Raw genomic sequence first — 15,906 nt, forward strand, 5'->3', positions numbered from 1 at the left:
CCCTCGGTCAGTAGATCAGGGCCAGGGCGTAGCCCAGGAGACCCGCCGCGAAGACCACCACGACCGCGATGATCAGAGCCAGCGGCCCCTTGGCCCAGCCCTTGGCCGGGTTGCTGAGCAGATCCTGGGGGCCCGCCTCGGGCATGCTGCTCTCCGCCGGCGGGGTCTCGCCGGGCGGCACGCCGCCGCCCGGCTCCAGGCCGGTGCTGAGTCGGGGCTCGGGATCCGGATTCACGTAGGTCATGACCCCCGAGTCCCCCGATCGGGCCCGGATCACCGGGCGGGAACACTTCTGCCGTCCGGGCCCCCCGCCGCCTGCGGCTGGGCTAGATTCCGAGCACCGCCGACCACGGTGCCCGTCGGTGGCGTCACCGTCCGTACACGTCAGGAGCCGGCGTACATGCGCGACCCCGCTCTCGGTCCCCCGGCCGTCCCGCCGCTGACCGGCGGACTGGCCGACAGTCTCTTCGAGACGGCCGCCCGCACTCCGGACCTGCCGATGCTGGCCCGCCGCCGCGCTCCCGGTTCCGCGGAGTGGGACGCGGTGACGGCGGCGGAGTTCCGCGACGAGGTGGTCGACCTGGCGAAGGGTCTGATCGCGAGCGGGGTGGCGCCGGGCGACCGGGTGGCGATCCTGGCCCGTACCCGCTTCGAGTGGACGGTCTTCAGCTACGCCCTGTGGACGGTGGGGGCGGAGGTCGTGCCGGTCTACCCGACCTCCTCGCGCGACCAGGTGGAGTGGATCCTGCGGGACGCGGGCTGCGTGGGCGTGCTGGTCGAGGACGAGCAGAGCGTGATGACCGTCGGCTCGGTGTGCGCGTCGCTGCCGTCGCTGCGGCACGTGTGGCAACTGGACGCGGGCGCGCTGGACGCGCTCGTGGCGCGCGGCGCGTTCCTCCCGTCCGCCACGGTCGACTCGATGCGCCGCATCGTGCTGCCGGACTCCACGGCGGTGATCGCCTACACCTCGGGCACGTCCGGCCGTGCCCTGGGCTGCGCGCTGAGCCACCGCGGCCTGGCCGGACCCTGCGACACGCTGCTGGCGGGTTGGGGCCACACGGTGGCTCCGCCCGGAGAGCAGGGTGCGGTCCTCGCGTTCCTCCCCTTCTCTCACGTGTACGGGCTGATGATCCAGAGCCTGTGCGTGCGGGGCGGGCTCCTGATGGCGCACGAGCCGGCGATGACCACGCAGGCGCTCTCCTCGGCCCTCGGCTCCTTCCGTCCGACGTATCTGTACGCCGTGCCGTCGGTCCTGGAGAAGCTCTACAAGAATTTCCTGCGCACGGCCCAGCAGGCGGGGCACGGTGCCCTGTTCGAGCGGGCGGCGGGCACCGCGCGGGACTTCGCTGCCGCGCTGGAGCGCCGGCGCCTCGGCCGGGGGCCGGGGCCCGGCCTCGACCTGCGCCTCCAGCACGCGCTGTACGAGCGGACGGTGTACCGGCGGCTGCGCACCGCGCTGGGCGGCCGGGTGACCCGGGCGACGTCCGGTGGTTCGCCGCTCAGCCGGGAGCTCTCCCTCTTCTACGAGGGCATCGGCGTCTACGTGCACGACGGCTACGGTCTGACGGAGACCAGCGGCGGGCTGACGATGCAGCCGCTGGGCCGGGAGAAGTCGGGCACCGTCGGGCAGCCGCTGCCCGGCATGGAGGTCCGGGTGGCGGACGACGGGGAGATCCTGGTGCGCGGGCCGTCGCTGTTCCAGGGATACATCGGTGACGAGGCCGCCACCCGCGCGGTGATGCGCGGCGGCTGGCTGGCCACCGGCGACCTCGGCCACCTGGACGACGAGAACTACCTGGCGATCACCGGCCGCAAGAAGGACGTCATCATCACCAGCGGCGGCACAAGCGTGGCCCCGGCCGCCCTGGAGCAGCGGCTGCGGATGCATCCGCTCGTCCACCAGGCGGTGGTGGTGGGCGACAACCGGCCCTGTGTCGGCGCGCTGATCACGCTCGACCCGGAGTTCCTGACCCACTGGCGGGCGGCCCTGGCCCTGCCGGGCGACGCCCCCGCCCGGGAGGCGCGCGAGGAGAACGCGCTGCGGGAGGAGGTCGCGCGGGCCGTGGCCGCGGCCAACAGCGCCGTGTCGCGCTCGGAGTCGATCAGGGTCTTCCGGGTCCTGCCCGCCCCCTTCGACGTGGCGGGCGGGCTGCTCACCCCGTCGATGAAGCTGCGGCGGGACGAGATCGTACGGACCCACGCCCTGGAGATCGACGCGATGTACGAGGCCCGGTCGCACCGCCGGCCCGTGCAGGCCCGGCCGGAGGTTCCGGCCGCCTGGGAGGACGCGGACAACGTGTTCCTCGGGTGATCCGCGCCCGTCGCGCCCCCCGGCCCGTACACCGGCGCGACTAGGGTCGCCCGGCGCGGGAACTAACAAACGAAGGGAATGCGAAGAAGGACGACGCCCGGACGTGACGTGCCGGGCCGGGAAGGCGCAATGGCAGCCGAGTCGCGTTGGGACAGGACACTGGCTTCCGAGGAGATCACGAACCGCACCGCCAGCTTCACCGGGGAGTTGCACAATGTGACCGGTGCACGACTGGTCGCGGAGGAGTTCCTCTACGACCTGGCGCGTGCGGCGCCCCCCTCGGCGCCCGAGCACTGGGACGACATCCTCCTCGTCGTCACCGAGTTGGCGGCGAACGCCGTGCAGTACGCTCCGGGACCGTTCCAACTGCGGTTGCGGCGTACCTTCGACGGCGTGCACGTGGTGATGCACGACACCAGCACCACGGAGCCCGCACCGCGCCCCTTCCATCCGAGCAGCGGCGGCGGCGGCATCGGCTGGCATCTGATCCACACCCTGTCCGACCAGGTGAGCGTCGTCACCGGTGAGCGGGGCAAGGACATCCACGTCTTCCTGCCCTGGTGACCGGCGCGGTCAGGGGGCGTCCACGGGGCGCAGGGGTACGAGCGCGCTGATCGTCTTGCCGCCTCCCGGGTGCCGCTCGACGGCGATGTCGCGGGCGAGGCGGGAGACGAGCGGCCAGCCGTAGCCGCCTCCGGGGTGGGTGGTGGGGAACGCGAAGGCCGCCCGGGGTACGACCGCGCTGTTGTCGTGGACGGCGATCCACAGTCCCGCCTCGGTGGGCCTGGCCTCGAAACCGGCCAGTCCGTCGCCGTGGCGGATCGCGTTGGTGACCAGTTCCGAGACCACGAGGAGCAGGTCGACGACGTCCTCCTCGCGCACCTCGCGGCCGGGGCGGCTCCACTCGGTGCGCGCCACCGACTCCGCGTACGCCCGTGCCGCCGCCGGACCCGCCGCGGCGCCCGGGGCCGGGCCGCCGGGCGGCGCGGGGGCGGGCGGGGCCGTGGTGGCCGTGGTCATCCCGTCGGTCGGTTCCATCAGTGGTGTCCCCGGTTTCCGCGTGGTGTCGTTCGGTACCGGTCAGGTCGCGGGCGTCTCCCGCGGCGGCAGCCGGTGGTAGTAGTCGCCGACGGACGCGAGGTAGTCGCGGTCCATCGTCTCGCTGTCGGTCCGGAACCTGGGCGCGGCCTTGACCTCGGCCCTGGTGCAGGTCAGCGTGACCGTACGGGCTTCGGCGTCGATGCCGCGGACCACTCCGACCGGCACGAGCACGCTGCGGCCGAACACCCAGACGCCGGTGTCGACGACGAGGTGGCGCATGCCGAAGTGCTCGGCCTGCCGGTCCACGTGCCCGATGGTGCCGTCGCCGGCGACGACGGTGCAGCCCGTCAGGTCCTGTCCCTCCGCGTGAGCGCTGTCCGCCGTGTACGACCAGATGCTCTCCATCGGCACGCTGCCCTTCCCTCCCGTGTCGGTGACGACCGTGGGGCCGGGCGGGCGCAACGGGCCTGACCGGCTCCACAGCAGCAGATACCCGGCCGAGGCCGACGCATTCGGGTCCGGCGGGCCATTCGGCGGTGGCGTGGTCCGGACGGGGCGCGCGGCCGGTTCCCGTCCGCTCCGGCGTGCCCCGTCCGGGGGTACGTGTTCCACCGGGTGACACATCGCTTTGTCGCCGCCCGGGACCTGGGTTAGCCTCTGACGTATTTTTCTCCCGGGGGCAAATCCGTGAACTGCGCAAACGCGGACACGGGAGGCCGGACCACCCATGGTCCGGAGGGGGTGGCGAGTCCTCGCTCCGAGGGCTCCCGGGGAGCGGAACGAGGGTGCGCATGACCAAGGACAGCACGGGAGCCGTGGACGCGGTTCCGGGCGATCAGGAGCTGCGTCGTCTCCTGGCCGGCCTGACGGCCGTACGGGACGGCGACTTCGGTACGCGTCTGCCGGACGACGCGGACGGCCTGATGGGCGACATCGCCAAGGTCTTCAACGGCATGGTGGACCAGCTGTCCGTGTTCACCTCCGAGGTCACCCGGGTCTCGCGCGAGGTCGGCACCGAGGGGACCCTGGGCGGGCAGGCCCGGGTGCCGGGGGTCTCGGGCACCTGGGCCGACCTGACGGACTCGGTCAACGCCATGGCGGGCAACCTCACCACCCAGGTGCGTGACATCGCCCAGGTGGCCACCGCGGTGGCCAAGGGCGACCTGTCGCAGAAGATCGACGTGGACGCCCGCGGGGAGATCCTGGAGCTGAAGAACACCATCAACACGATGGTCGACCAGCTCTCCGCCTTCGCCGACGAGGTCACCCGCGTCGCCCGCGAGGTCGGCACCGACGGGCGGCTCGGCGGCCAGGCCGACGTCCAGGGCGTCAGGGGCACGTGGCGCGACCTCACCGACTCGGTGAACTTCATGGCGGGCAACCTGACCAGCCAGGTCCGCAACGTCGCCCAGGTGGCCACCGCCGTGGCCAAGGGCGACCTCACCCAGAAGATCACCGTGGACGCCCGCGGCGAGATCCTGGAGCTGAAGAACACGCTCAACACCATGGTCGACCAGCTCTCCGCCTTCGCCGACGAGGTCACCCGCGTCGCCCGCGAGGTCGGCACGGCCGGCAACCTGGGCGGGCAGGCCCGGGTGCGCGGGGTGTCGGGCACCTGGAAGGACCTCACCGACAACGTCAACGTGATGGCGTCGAACCTGACCGGGCAGGTCCGCTCCATCGCTCAGGTGGCCAGTGCCGTGGCCCGGGGCGACCTGTCGCAGCGGATCACCGTCGACGCCGAGGGCGAGGTCGCGGCGCTGGCCGACGTGATCAACACCATGGTCGACACGCTGTCGGCGTTCGCGGGCGAGGTCACCCGCGTGGCCCGCGAGGTCGGCACCGACGGGCGGCTCGGCGGCCAGGCGAACGTGCCGAACGTCGCCGGCACCTGGAAGGACCTCACCGACAACGTCAACTCGATGGCCAACAACCTCACCAACCAGGTGCGCAACATCGCGTTGGTGACGACCGCGGTGGCCCGCGGCGACCTGTCGAAGAAGATCGACGTCGACGCGCGCGGCGAGATCCTCGAACTCAAGACGACGATCAACACGATGGTCGACCAGCTCTCCGCCTTCGCCGACGAGGTCACCCGGGTGGCCCGCGAGGTCGGCACCGAGGGCCGGCTCGGCGGCCAGGCCGAGGTGGAGGGTGTCTCCGGCACCTGGAAGCGGCTCACGGAGAACGTCAACGAACTGGCCGGCAACCTCACCCGCCAGGTCCGCGCGATCGCCGAGGTCACGTCGGCCGTCGCCGAGGGCGATCTGACGCGCTCGGTGAACGTGGTGGCGTCCGGCGAGGTCGCCGAACTCAAGGACAACATCAACGCCATGGTGGAGTCCCTGCGCGAGACCACGCGGGCCAACCAGGAGCAGGACTGGCTCAAGACCAACCTCGCCCGCATCTCCGGCCTGATGCAGGGGCACCGGGACCTGCCCGTGGTCGCCGAGCTGATCATGGACGAGCTGGTGCCGCTGGTGTCGGCCCAGTACGGCGCCTTCTACCTGGCCGAGGACGGCGAGGACGGGCCCGAGCTGCGGCTCGTCGGCTCCTACGGCTACCCGGAGCACACGGCCCGGCCCACCCGCATCTCCTTCGGCCGCACCCTGGTCGGCCAGGCCGCGCGCAGTCGGCGCACCATCATGGTCAACGAGCTGCCGCCGGGCTACCTGACCGTCTCCTCGGGGCTCGGCGAGGTGGTGCCGGCGGCCCTGGTGCTGCTGCCCATCGTGGTCGAGGGGCAGGTCCTCGGGGTCATCGAACTCGCCTCGGTCGCCCCCTTCACGCAGATCAACCAGGACTTCCTGGAACTGCTGATGGAGACCATCGGCGTGAACGTCAACACGATCGTGGCCAACGCCCGTACCGACGAGCTCCTCGCCGAGTCGCAGCGCCTGACCGGCGAGCTGCAGGCCCGCTCGGCGGAGTTGCAGGCGCAGCAGGAGGAGTTGCAGCACTCCAACGCCGAGCTGGAGGACAAGGCGTCCCTGCTCGCGACGCAGAACCGGGACATCGAGGCGAAGAACCTGCAGATCGAGCAGGCCCGGCAGGAGCTGGAGGCACGCGCCCAGCAGCTGTCGCTGGCCTCGAAGTACAAGTCCGAGTTCCTGGCCAACATGAGCCACGAGCTGCGCACCCCGCTCAACAGCCTGCTCATCCTCGCCCAGTTGCTGGCCCAGAACCCCTCGCGCAACCTCACCCCGAAGCAGGTGGAGTACGCGGGCATCATCCACTCGGCGGGCTCGGACCTGCTCCAGCTGATCAACGACATCCTGGACCTGTCCAAGGTCGAGGCGGGGAAGATGGACGTCTCCCCCGAGCGCGTGACGCTGCGGCAGCTCATCGACTACGTCGAGGCCACCTTCCGGCCCATGACGACCCAGAAGGGCCTGGAGTTCACGGTGACGACGGCCGCCGGGGCGCCGGCGGACCTGCTGACCGACGACTCCCGGCTGCGTCAGGTGCTGCGCAACCTGCTGTCCAACGCGGTGAAGTTCACCGAGCGGGGCGGCGTGGAGCTGGCCGTCGAACCGGCACCGGACGACGAGGTGCCCAGGGGCGTGGTCCGGGGCGGTGCCGTGGTGGCCTTCCGGGTGAAGGACACGGGCATCGGCATCCCCGAGCAGAACCTGGAGTCGATCTTCGGCGCCTTCCAGCAGGCGGACGGCACGACGAGCCGCAAGTACGGCGGCACCGGCCTCGGCCTGTCCATCACCCGGGAGATCGCCCAGTTGCTGGGCGGCGCGGTCACCGTGGACAGCACGCCCGACCGGGGCAGCACGTTCACGCTGTTCCTGCCGGTGGCGCGGCCCGACTTCGAGGACCTGCTGGCCCGGGGGGCCGAGCACGCCCCGGCCGAGGCGTCCGCGGACGTGCTCGACCGGCCGCTGCCGGTGCCCGAGCTGACCGGCGGACACCGGCAGCGGCCGCGGCGGCTGCTCGTCGTGGAGGAACGCCCGCGCGGTCTGCTGACCCTCGTCGCGGAGAGCGTGGTCACCGACCTGACGCACGGGCGGGACGACGCGGGCGACCGGCCCCCGCTGGACGTCATCACCGCCGTGGGCGCCGAGGAGGCGGCCGGTGCGCTGGCGGCCGAGCCGTGCCACTGCGTCGTACTCGAACTGGGCATGCCGGACGACGAGGCGTCCCGCTTCCTGCACGCGCTGCGGGGGGACTCGGCGCTGGCGAGCGTGCCGGTGCTCGTGCACAGCGGCCACCGCGCCGACGCCGCCCTGGAGGAGAACCTGCGCTCCGGCTCGGCCGGCCGGACCCTGGAGTTCCTGGCCGGCCTCGACGAACTGCGTGAGCGCATCGCCCTGCACCTGGCCGCCGAGGAACCCGGGGACGTGCTGTCCCTGGTGCGGCCGGAGGAGCCGCCGCGGCTGGTCCCGCAGGCCGGCCAGGAGCCGCCCGCCGGGCGGACCGTCCTCGTCGTCGACGACGACGCGCGCAACCTCTTCGCGCTCAGCGGGATCCTGGAGCTGCACGGCTTCCGGGTCCTGCACGCGGAGAACGGCCGCCGGGGCATCGAGACGCTCGTGGAACATCCGGACGTCGCGCTGGTCCTGATGGACGTGATGATGCCGGAGATGGACGGCTACACGGCGACCGCGGAGATCCGCCGGATCCCGCGCTACGCCGAGCTGCCGATCATCGCGGTCACGGCGAAGGCGATGCCCGGCGACCGGGAGAAGAGCCTCGCCTCGGGCGCCAGCGACTACGTCACCAAACCCGTCGACACGCAGGATCTCATCGCCTGCGTCCGACGGTGGCTGCCCGCATGAGCGCGCCGCGCGCCGTGCGGGCTCTCGGCCGAGGAGCGTTCCCGTCGTGAACATGTCCGAACTGCCGGGCGATCCGGATCCCGGCCTGGGCGGGATGACCCCGCTGTCGCCGGTGGGCAGGCTGGCGGCCACGGTGGACCGGCTCAGCCGCGAGGTGCGGGCCGCCCAGGCGGAGGCCGAGGGCCGGGCGCTGATCGAGTTGGCCAAGGGCATCCTGGTCGCACGGCTCGGATGCGGTCCGGCGCAGGCCGCCCGGCAGCTCGCCGAACTGGCCGGTCAGTCCCAGGTGACGCCGCTGGAGTTCGCGGTCGAGGTCATCAACCAGGCCGCCCGGGACCGGGTGTCGGAGGTGACGGACGCGTTCCTGACGGCCACCGCCGCCGTACGGGCCGCCGACCCGGGTGACGGCGCGCGGGGCGCCGGGCCCGGGGGCCGGTGGCCGACTCGGCCGCCGTACGCCTGCGGGCCGCCGAGAGCGGCGCGCTGGCCGCGGACGACACCCAGGCCGTGGCCGACGCGCTGCTGGAGCAGGCGCTGCGCCCGCTCGGCGCGGTCGCGGTGGCCATCTGGGCCGCCGGGTACGACGGTTCGCTCACGCTGGCGGGCAGCGCCGGGTTCCCGCCGGCCGAGGCGGCCCGCTGGCGTTACGTGCCGCCGGACGTGGCGACGGTGGCCAGGTGCGGACTGACCGAGCGGTCGGGGCAGTGGTTCGCGTCGCTCGCCGGGACGGGGCTGCCCAGCGTGGGCCGGCACCAGTACCCGGACGGCGGCAGGGTCGCGGTGCCCGCCGGTACCGGGGGCCGCATCCACGGCGTGCTGGAGATCGCCTGGCCGGTGCCGCTGGCCCCGCAGCCGCCCCAGGTGGTCCGGCAGGTGGAGGCCCTGGCGGAGCTGTGCGCGCACACTCTGGAGTCGTACACGCCGCCGCGCGGCCCCGGGCAGGAGCCCCGGGTCATCCCGGACGCGGTGGAGCTGATGGACCTGGCGGACGGCCTCCACGACCCGGCGCTGGTCCTGGTGCCGCACCTGGACGCCGCGGGTCACCTTGCGGACTTCCGCATCCAGCACGTGAACAAGCGGTTCCTGGACCCGGCCGGACGGCCGCGTGCGGTCGTGGGCGGCGCGCTGCTCCTCGAGGCGTACCCGATGGCCGCCGGGGACAGCGAGCTGTTCCAGAACGTGGAGCGGGTGTACGCGACGGGCGAGCCCTTCCGGGCCCGGCACATGAACCTGACCGCCCTGGTGGACCAGGTGCCGCTGTCCGCGGTCGCGGACATCAGCGTCAGCCGGCACGGCAACGCCGTGCTGCTCATCTGGCGCATCGAGGACGAGACGGCCCGGCTGGCCAGCCTCCTCCAGCACGCCCAGCGCCTCGGCCGCATCGGCGGTTTCGAGGAGAACCTGCTGACCGGCGAGATCACCTGGAACGGGCAGCTGTTCGACCTGTACGGGCGTCCGCACACCAGCACGCCGGTGCCGCTGGAGGAGCTGGCGGCGCACGCCCATCCGGACGACGCCGTGGCCATCGGGCGGTTCCTGCGCACGCTGCTGCACCACCGGCGGCCGGCGTCGGCGGCGTTCCGGCTGCGGCGGCCGGACGGGGTGACCCGGCACGTGCGGGTGGTGGCCGAGCCGGTGCTGGACACCGACGACCGGCTGCTCCTCGTCCGGGGCGCCTGTCAGGACATCTCGGCCCAGCACTGGACGGAGGTGGCGCTCGCCGCGACCCGCGACCAGTTGGCGCAGACCGAGCAGCAGGCCATCGAGCGCGCCCGGTTGACCCTGCAGTTGCAGCACGCCATCATGCCGCCCGCCCAGACCCCGCTGCGGGTGCCGGACCTTCAGGTGGCCGTCCGGTACCGGCCCGCGGAGACCGAGCAGCTGGTGGGCGGCGACTGGTACGACGCGGTGATGCTGCCGAGCGGTCTGGTGCTGCTGTGCGTGGGCGACGTCGCCGGGCACGGGATAGAGGCGGCGACCAGCATGGTGGTGCTGCGCAACGCGCTGCGCGGTCTGGCGGTGACCGGTGCGGGCCCGGGGCAGCTGCTGTCCTGGCTCAACATCGTGGCGCACCATCTGACGGGCGGGATCACCGCGACGGCGGTGTGCGGCCTGTACGACCCGGCGCGGCGCACACTGCGCTGGGCCAGGGCGGGTCATCTGCCACCGGTGCTGGTGCGGGGCCCGGGGGCGGAGCCGCTGCCGCTGGTGCGGGGCATGCTGCTGGGGGCGGTGGCGGAGACGGCGTACGAGGAGGCCGAGGCGCAGCTGGCCGCCGGGGACACGCTGCTCATGTACACCGACGGTCTGATCGAACGCCGGGACCGCCCGGTGGAGGAGGCGCTGGCCCAGTTGCTGAGCACCGTACGGCCGACGCCGAACACCCTGGACCAGCACCTGGACCGGCTGCTCACCTACAGCAGGTCGGACACGGACGACGACACGTGTCTGGTGGGCATCCGGGTCGGTTGAGACGCCGCGCGGGGGCCGGGCCGGGCCGGCAGGTATGGGGTCGGGAATCGGGGGTATCCGCCCGGCGCGGTGGGCCACACGCCGGTCCGCCGTGCCGCCGCGTTTGTTGGAGGTAGACGTGCCCATAGCCCAGAACCCGCTGTCCGTCGAGGTGACGCTGCCGCGGGAGGATGTCGCGCTGCTCAAGGTGGAGGGGTACCTGGACGTCGACACGGCGACCGAGTTCCAGCACCATCTGGCCAACCAACTCCACCACGGCCGACGGCACTTCCTGCTGGACCTGTCGGAGGTCCCGTTCATGGACTCGTCCGGCATGAACATCATTCTGCGGGTCTACCAGGAGGCCAGGGACCTGCCGGGCAGTGTGCACATCATCTCACCGCCCTCGGCGGTGCGGCGTGTCCTGGACCTGACGGGGGTGAGCATCACGGTGCCGGTCTCTCAGAGCGTCGACGAGGCCCTCTCCCGGGTCGACGCGCACCCGGAGGGCCCGCGGGTGCCCGACGCCTGAGCCTCCCGCCCCGCGCCTCATCCGGACCGGGCGTGCGGAAGCGGGTGCCGTGCCAGGTCGGCGGGTGGATACAGTGGTCGCCCGGCAGAGTCACGTCGCCGGCACGTCACCCCGTCCGGGGCGGGGTGCGGCGCAACGCGGATGAGGAGTGGGACAAGTGCCGGAACAGGCGGAGGGAACGGCGGGGGTGCCGACGCACGAGGTGCGGGACTTCCTGCGGCGTCGGCGTGAGCAGATCGCCCAGCGTTGGGCGGACGAGCCCTTGTTCCGGGCCGTGTTCACCGTCTCCCGCGACGAGGCGGTGGAGGCGGGCAAGGCCGTCGTGGACGCGTTGGCGCAAGTCGCCGACGCGTCGCGGGTCGAGGACCCGGACGCGGCCGGATTCACGGCGGTGCGGGAGCAGTTGGCGCGGATGGGCGCGGCCCGTTCGCGCGCGGGGCTGAGCACCGCGCAGGTGTCGAGCGAGCTGGCCGCACTGCGTCCGCCGGTCGAGAACCTGCTGGTGTCCGACCTGCCCGAGGACGCCCCGGCGGAGGAGGTCCGGGCCTGTGTCACCACGCTGAGTGTGCTGATGGGCACCCTGCGGGTGGTGGTGATGCAGACGGCGCTCAGCGAGGGCCAGGCGCTCATCGACCGCCAGCAGCTGCAGCTGCTGGAGGTGGCCACGCCGGTCATCAAGCTGTGGGACGGCATCGTGGCCGTGCCGCTGATCGGCACGCTGGACAGCGCCCGCAGCCAGGTGGTGATGGAAACCCTGCTGGAGTCCATCGTGGAGCAGCGGGCCCGCTACGCGATCCTGGACATCACCGGGGTTCCGACCGTCGACTCGCTGGTGGCCCAGCATCTGATGAAGACGGTCGCGGCGGCCCGGCTGATGGGTGCCGAGTGCATCGTCTCCGGCATCCGGCCGGCGATCGCGCAGACCATGGTCCACCTCGGTCTGGACCTGGGCACGGTGGTCACCCGCGCGAGCCTCGCCGACGCGCTGGGCTATGTGCTGCACCAGCTCGGGGTCGGCATCGTGACTCCCGGCACGAACGGTGCGGTCGAGCGGTGAGCCAGGCGTTTCCCGGGCCCCACGGGGCTCCGGTGACAGGGCATGTTCCGGTGCTCCGGCTCGGTGAGGTCCTCCTGGTCACCCTTCAGGGGGACCTGCACGACAGCACGGCGCAGCAGCTCCAGGAGGATCTCGCCGAGACCATCGTGCGCAGTGGTGCCACCGGCGTGATCATCGACGTCTCCGGCGTGGAGATCGTCGACTCCTTCCTCGGCCGGATCCTGGCCGAGATCGCCGGGCAGACCGGCCTGCTGGCCGCCCGGACCGTGCTGGTCGGTATGCGTCCCGCGGTCGCCATCACCCTGGTGGAGCTGGGTCTCACGCTGCCGGGCGTGCACACCGCGCTCAGCACCGAGGTGGCCATGGAGCTCCTCAGACAGCAGGCTCCCTCGTCCCGCTTCGGCGGCCTGCGCCAGGAGCGTCAGTGATGCACACTGCCGCGGGCTCCCAGGCCCGCCTGCCGATCCGTTCGGACATGGATCTGGTATGGGTGCGACAGCATGTGCGGCAGGCCGCCGCCCAGCTCGGCTTCGGCCTGGTGGACCAGACCAAGCTGGTCACCGCGGCCAGTGAGCTGGCCCGCAACACGCTCGTGTACGGCGGTGGCGGCACCATGGAGACGGAGTCCCTCGCCGAGGGGGCCACGCGCGGGCTGCGGCTGACCTTCAGCGACGAGGGGCCCGGCATCCCGGATCTGGAACAGGCGCTCAGCGACGGTTTCACGTCCGGCGAGGGGCTGGGCATGGGGCTGGGCGGCGCGCGTCGCCTGGTGCACGAGTTCTCCATCGACAGTGCCCCGGGCGCCGGGACGACCGTGCGGGTGGCGTCCTGGGTGGGCCGGCCGCCACGCCCGCGTGAGGAATCCTGATGCCACGCGTGTGGGACGTCCCGGTGCACGACTCGACCCGGGTGCGCGATGCCAGGGTGGCCGCGGAGCACGCGGCGGCCCTGGCCGGACTCGACGAGCGGCGGACCTCGACGGCGGCGCTGGTGGCGACCGAGCTGGCCACCAACCTGCTCAAGCACGCCGGGGGCGGCCGCGTGCTGATCGACGTGGTCGCCCCGGCCGTCCTCAGCGCCGGCCGGGAGGGGAGTTCGCAGGTGCAGGTGACCACGATCGACCACGGCCCCGGGATCGCCGACGTGTCCGCCGCGCTGCGCGACGGTTTCACCACCACGGGTTCCCTCGGTGCCGGCCTCGGCACGTGCGCGCGCCTCGCCGACGACTTCGACCTGCACAGTGTTCCCGGCCGGGGCACGGTGGTGGTCGCCCGGCTGGGCGCCGTACCGGACGCCCGCGCCGCCGAGTCCGGTCCGGCGACCCGGTTGCGGGCCGGCGCGGTGAACCTCCCGTTCGGCGGTGCGGACTACTCGGGCGACGCGTGGGCCTGGGTCCGGGACGGCGACCTCGTCACGCTGATGCTGGCCGACGGTCTCGGTCACGGTCCGGAGGCGGCCCGCGCCTCGAGCGCCGCCGTGGACGCGCTGCGCGCCTCGGCCGGGCTGAGGCCGGCCGAGGCGGTACGGCGGCTGGACCGGGCGTTGTCCGGCACCCGTGGCGCCGCCGTCGCGGTCGCGCAGGTCGACACGCGCGCCGGGGTGCTCAGGTTCACCGGGGTCGGCAACATCGGGGCGCGACTGTGCGAGGGCGGTACGTGGCGGCACCTCGTGTCGCGGCCCGGCATCGTCGGCACCCACCGGCCCAGCACCCTGCGCGAGGAGGAGGCGGTCTGGGCGGACGACCGGGTGCTGGTCCTGCACAGCGACGGTCTGCCGAGCCGTTGGTCGCCGACGTCCGACACGTGCCGCACGGCGACCGACCCGGCGGTGACCGCCGCCGTCACGATCCGTGACGCCAGCAGCCCGGCAAGGCCCGTACGGGACGACACCGCGGTCGCCGTGCTGGCCCCGACCCCGCCGGACCGTTCATGACCCGTACGTGGCAGATCAGCGACGTCACCGACGCGGCGCGGGCGCGCGTCGCCGCCGCGCGCCTGGCCGCCGCCCACGGTGTGCCGCCCCTGGAGCGCACCCGGCTGACGGCGTCGCTCGGCGCGCAGTTGCGGCTGTGCCTGGCCAAGGGCGGCGTCTGGCGGCTCACCCTGGAGTCGGGCACCGTCTCCCGTGCCGCGCCGGGGGCCGGGGAGCGTGTGCTGCACGCGGTGGTGACGCCGTCGCCCGAGGCCGCCGCCGCGGGTCAGCCGCCGTGGCGGGTGACGGTGCCGTGCCCGGAGGCGGCGGTGGACATGGGCGCCGACCTGGGCTCCGACGACCCGGCGAGGTGGGCGGAGGCGCTGCTGGGTGCCGACGAGGACACGGCTCTGGTGCTGGAGCGGCTCACCGAGCAGGAGGGTCTGGTCGACTTCCACCGGGAGGAGTTGCAGCAGACGAACCAGGGCGTGGTGGCGCTGCACGCGGAGCTGGACGCCGCCGGGCGGGCGCAGCGCGAGGCGTTCGCCGCCGAGCGCAAGGCGCGTACGGAGGCGGAGAACGCCCGGCGCAGGCTGACGTTCCTGGCGGACGCGAGCGCGGTGCTGACGGCGTCGCTCGACCACCACGAGATCGTGCGCAGGCTGCCGGAGTTGCTGGTGCCGGAGTACGCGGCGAGCGTGGACATCTGGCTGTTCGACCAGGACGGCGACCGGTCGGGGCCCGCCCACACGGCCGCCGCGGTGGTCGCCGCCCGCACCGGGCGGCCGCAGTACGCCGCCGCGCTCCCGGGCGGACTGCCGGGCGTGGACGACCAGCCGCCCTCGGCCCTGGCCCCGGACCGGCCCCTGCTGTGCATCCCGCTGCCGACGCGGCAGGCGCCGCTGGGTGTGGTGACCCTGTCCCCGCCCGGAGAGCGCTGGGACCCGGACGACGCGGTCATGCTGGTCGAGCTGACCCGGCGGGCCAGCATCGCGATCGACCACGCCCAGCGCTACCAGCACAACCGCGACATCGCCGAGACCCTCCAGCGGGCGCTGCTGACGGAGCTGCCCGCCCCGCCCGGCCTGGCGCTGGCCGCGCGCTATCTCCCGGCCACCCACGGGCTGAACATCGGCGGCGACTGGTACGACGCGTTCCGCCAGCCCGACGGCAGCGTCATCGCCGTGGTCGGGGACGTCACCGGACACGGGCTGCGCGCGGCCGTCATGATGAGCCAGCTGCGCACCGCCCTGCGCGCGTACGCCGTCGACGGGGGCAGCCCCGGGCAGCTCCTGACCCGGCTGCACACCTTCCTGCACCATCTCCAGCCCGACCTGTTCGCCACGGCCGTCATCGCGCGCTTCCATCCCGACGACCCGGTCATGACGTGGGCGGCGGCCGGGCATCCGCCGCCGGTGCTGCGTACCCCGGACGGCCGAGTGCGGACCCTGGACGCCAAACCGGGCGCGATGCTGGGCATCCCGCTCAAACAGGAGATCGCGGACCACACGGTGCGCCTCGCGCCGGGTTCGACGCTCGCGCTGTACACGGACGGCCTGGTGGAGCGCCGGGCCCTGGGCATAGACCCGGGCATCGCCCGGCTGGCGGACGCGCTCGGCTCGTTCGGTCCGGCGGAGTTGGACGCGGACCTGGGGGGTTCGGCCGACGGCATCCTGCGTCCGCTGCTCAGCGACTCCGAGCGGGACGACGACGTGTGCCTGCTCCTGTGTCACCTGCGCGGTCCGGGCCGACCCGGCGGGCACGGCTGACCCCGGCACCGCTGCCCGCCGGAAACCGCGCGGGGGTGGCGGGAAAG

12 protein-coding genes and 1 pseudogene are annotated in these 15,906 nt (G+C 73.3%); 10 read left to right on the plus strand and 3 right to left on the minus strand.

The features are described 5' to 3' along the window. Window positions 1–7: 7 nt before the first annotated feature. The gene (locus BJ961_RS20855) at window positions 8–244 is read right to left on the minus strand and encodes a DUF6480 family protein (RefSeq protein WP_271414309.1); all 237 of its coding nucleotides are present in this window, start codon (window positions 242–244) and stop codon (window positions 8–10) included. A gap of 156 nt (window positions 245–400) precedes the next feature. On the opposite strand from BJ961_RS20855, the gene BJ961_RS20860 reads away from it, so the two are divergent. Together BJ961_RS20860 and BJ961_RS20865 are read left to right on the plus strand one after the other, a co-directional pair. Then, complete coding sequence (locus BJ961_RS20860; protein WP_271414310.1) at window positions 401–2,311, plus strand: AMP-dependent synthetase/ligase; 1,911 nt, start codon at window positions 401–403, stop codon at window positions 2,309–2,311. Window positions 2,312–2,440: 129 nt separating this feature from the next. Beyond that, window positions 2,441–2,875 carry an ATP-binding protein gene (locus BJ961_RS20865; protein WP_271414311.1) on the plus strand — a complete coding sequence of 145 codons (435 nt, stop codon included), beginning with the start codon at window positions 2,441–2,443 and terminating at the stop codon, window positions 2,873–2,875. 9 nt (window positions 2,876–2,884) lie between these two features. Here BJ961_RS20865 and BJ961_RS20870 read toward each other — a convergent pair whose 3' ends face one another. Then, complete coding sequence (locus BJ961_RS20870; RefSeq protein ID WP_271414312.1) at window positions 2,885–3,349, minus strand: ATP-binding protein; 465 nt, start codon at window positions 3,347–3,349, stop codon at window positions 2,885–2,887. Window positions 3,350–3,391: 42 nt separating this feature from the next. Then, window positions 3,392–3,757 carry a PRC-barrel domain-containing protein gene (locus BJ961_RS20875; RefSeq protein WP_271417119.1) on the minus strand — a complete coding sequence of 122 codons (366 nt, stop codon included), beginning with the start codon at window positions 3,755–3,757 and terminating at the stop codon, window positions 3,392–3,394. Window positions 3,758–4,143: 386 nt separating this feature from the next. On the opposite strand from BJ961_RS20875, the gene BJ961_RS20880 reads away from it, so the two are divergent. From BJ961_RS20880 to BJ961_RS20915, 8 genes and pseudogenes are all read left to right on the plus strand, one after another. Then, window positions 4,144–8,139: a HAMP domain-containing protein gene (locus BJ961_RS20880; RefSeq protein WP_271414313.1), complete on the plus strand. Its 3,996-nt coding sequence runs from the start codon at window positions 4,144–4,146 to the stop codon at window positions 8,137–8,139. Window positions 8,140–8,191: 52 nt separating this feature from the next. Then, window positions 8,192–10,611, plus strand: a pseudogene (locus BJ961_RS20885) (SpoIIE family protein phosphatase). Between the two features lie 118 nt (window positions 10,612–10,729). Continuing rightward, complete coding sequence (locus BJ961_RS20890) at window positions 10,730–11,122, plus strand: STAS domain-containing protein (RefSeq protein WP_271414314.1); 393 nt, start codon at window positions 10,730–10,732, stop codon at window positions 11,120–11,122. A 157-nt stretch (window positions 11,123–11,279) separates the two neighbouring features. Further along, window positions 11,280–12,179 (plus strand): STAS domain-containing protein, encoded by a 900-nt coding sequence (locus tag BJ961_RS20895; RefSeq protein ID WP_271414315.1) that lies wholly within the window; start codon window positions 11,280–11,282, stop codon window positions 12,177–12,179. Beyond that, window positions 12,176–12,607: an STAS domain-containing protein gene (locus tag BJ961_RS20900; protein ID WP_271414316.1), complete on the plus strand. Its 432-nt coding sequence runs from the start codon at window positions 12,176–12,178 to the stop codon at window positions 12,605–12,607. Before BJ961_RS20895 ends, BJ961_RS20900 begins: the two co-directional genes overlap by 4 nt. Further along, window positions 12,607–13,047, plus strand: coding sequence for an anti-sigma regulatory factor (locus BJ961_RS20905; protein WP_271414317.1), 441 nt, complete (start codon window positions 12,607–12,609; stop codon window positions 13,045–13,047). The genes BJ961_RS20900 and BJ961_RS20905 overlap by 1 nt, the downstream gene beginning before the upstream one ends. After that, entirely contained in the window at window positions 13,047–14,111 is a 1,065-nt protein-coding gene (locus tag BJ961_RS20910; RefSeq protein ID WP_271414318.1) for an ATP-binding SpoIIE family protein phosphatase, read from the plus strand. Before BJ961_RS20905 ends, BJ961_RS20910 begins: the two co-directional genes overlap by 1 nt. Continuing rightward, on the plus strand, window positions 14,108–15,859 hold the full coding sequence (locus BJ961_RS20915) for a PP2C family protein-serine/threonine phosphatase (RefSeq protein ID WP_271414319.1): 1,752 nt from the start codon (window positions 14,108–14,110) through the stop codon (window positions 15,857–15,859). The genes BJ961_RS20910 and BJ961_RS20915 overlap by 4 nt, the downstream gene beginning before the upstream one ends. Window positions 15,860–15,906: the final 47 nt, after the last annotated feature.

This window comes from Streptomyces lienomycini (assembly GCF_027947595.1).
Classification (GTDB): Bacteria; Actinomycetota; Actinomycetes; order Streptomycetales; family Streptomycetaceae; genus Streptomyces; species Streptomyces lienomycini.

What these genes read in the sequence shown, in the direction of transcription:
- BJ961_RS20855 (WP_271414309.1), bottom strand. Translation starts at nt 244, where the DNA reads ATGACCTACGTGAATCCGGATCCCGAGCCCCGACTCAGCACCGGCCTG.
- BJ961_RS20875 (WP_271417119.1), bottom strand. Translation starts at nt 3,757, where the DNA reads ATGGAGAGCATCTGGTCGTACACGGCGGACAGCGCTCACGCGGAGGGA.
- BJ961_RS20870 (WP_271414312.1), bottom strand. Translation starts at nt 3,349, where the DNA reads ATGGAACCGACCGACGGGATGACCACGGCCACCACGGCCCCGCCCGCC.
- BJ961_RS20880 (WP_271414313.1), top strand. Translation starts at nt 4,144, where the DNA reads ATGACCAAGGACAGCACGGGAGCCGTGGACGCGGTTCCGGGCGATCAG.
- BJ961_RS20915 (WP_271414319.1), top strand. Translation starts at nt 14,108, where the DNA reads ATGACCCGTACGTGGCAGATCAGCGACGTCACCGACGCGGCGCGGGCG.
- BJ961_RS20865 (WP_271414311.1), top strand. Translation starts at nt 2,441, where the DNA reads ATGGCAGCCGAGTCGCGTTGGGACAGGACACTGGCTTCCGAGGAGATC.
- BJ961_RS20905 (WP_271414317.1), top strand. Translation starts at nt 12,607, where the DNA reads ATGCACACTGCCGCGGGCTCCCAGGCCCGCCTGCCGATCCGTTCGGAC.
- BJ961_RS20910 (WP_271414318.1), top strand. Translation starts at nt 13,047, where the DNA reads ATGCCACGCGTGTGGGACGTCCCGGTGCACGACTCGACCCGGGTGCGC.
- BJ961_RS20860 (WP_271414310.1), top strand. Translation starts at nt 401, where the DNA reads ATGCGCGACCCCGCTCTCGGTCCCCCGGCCGTCCCGCCGCTGACCGGC.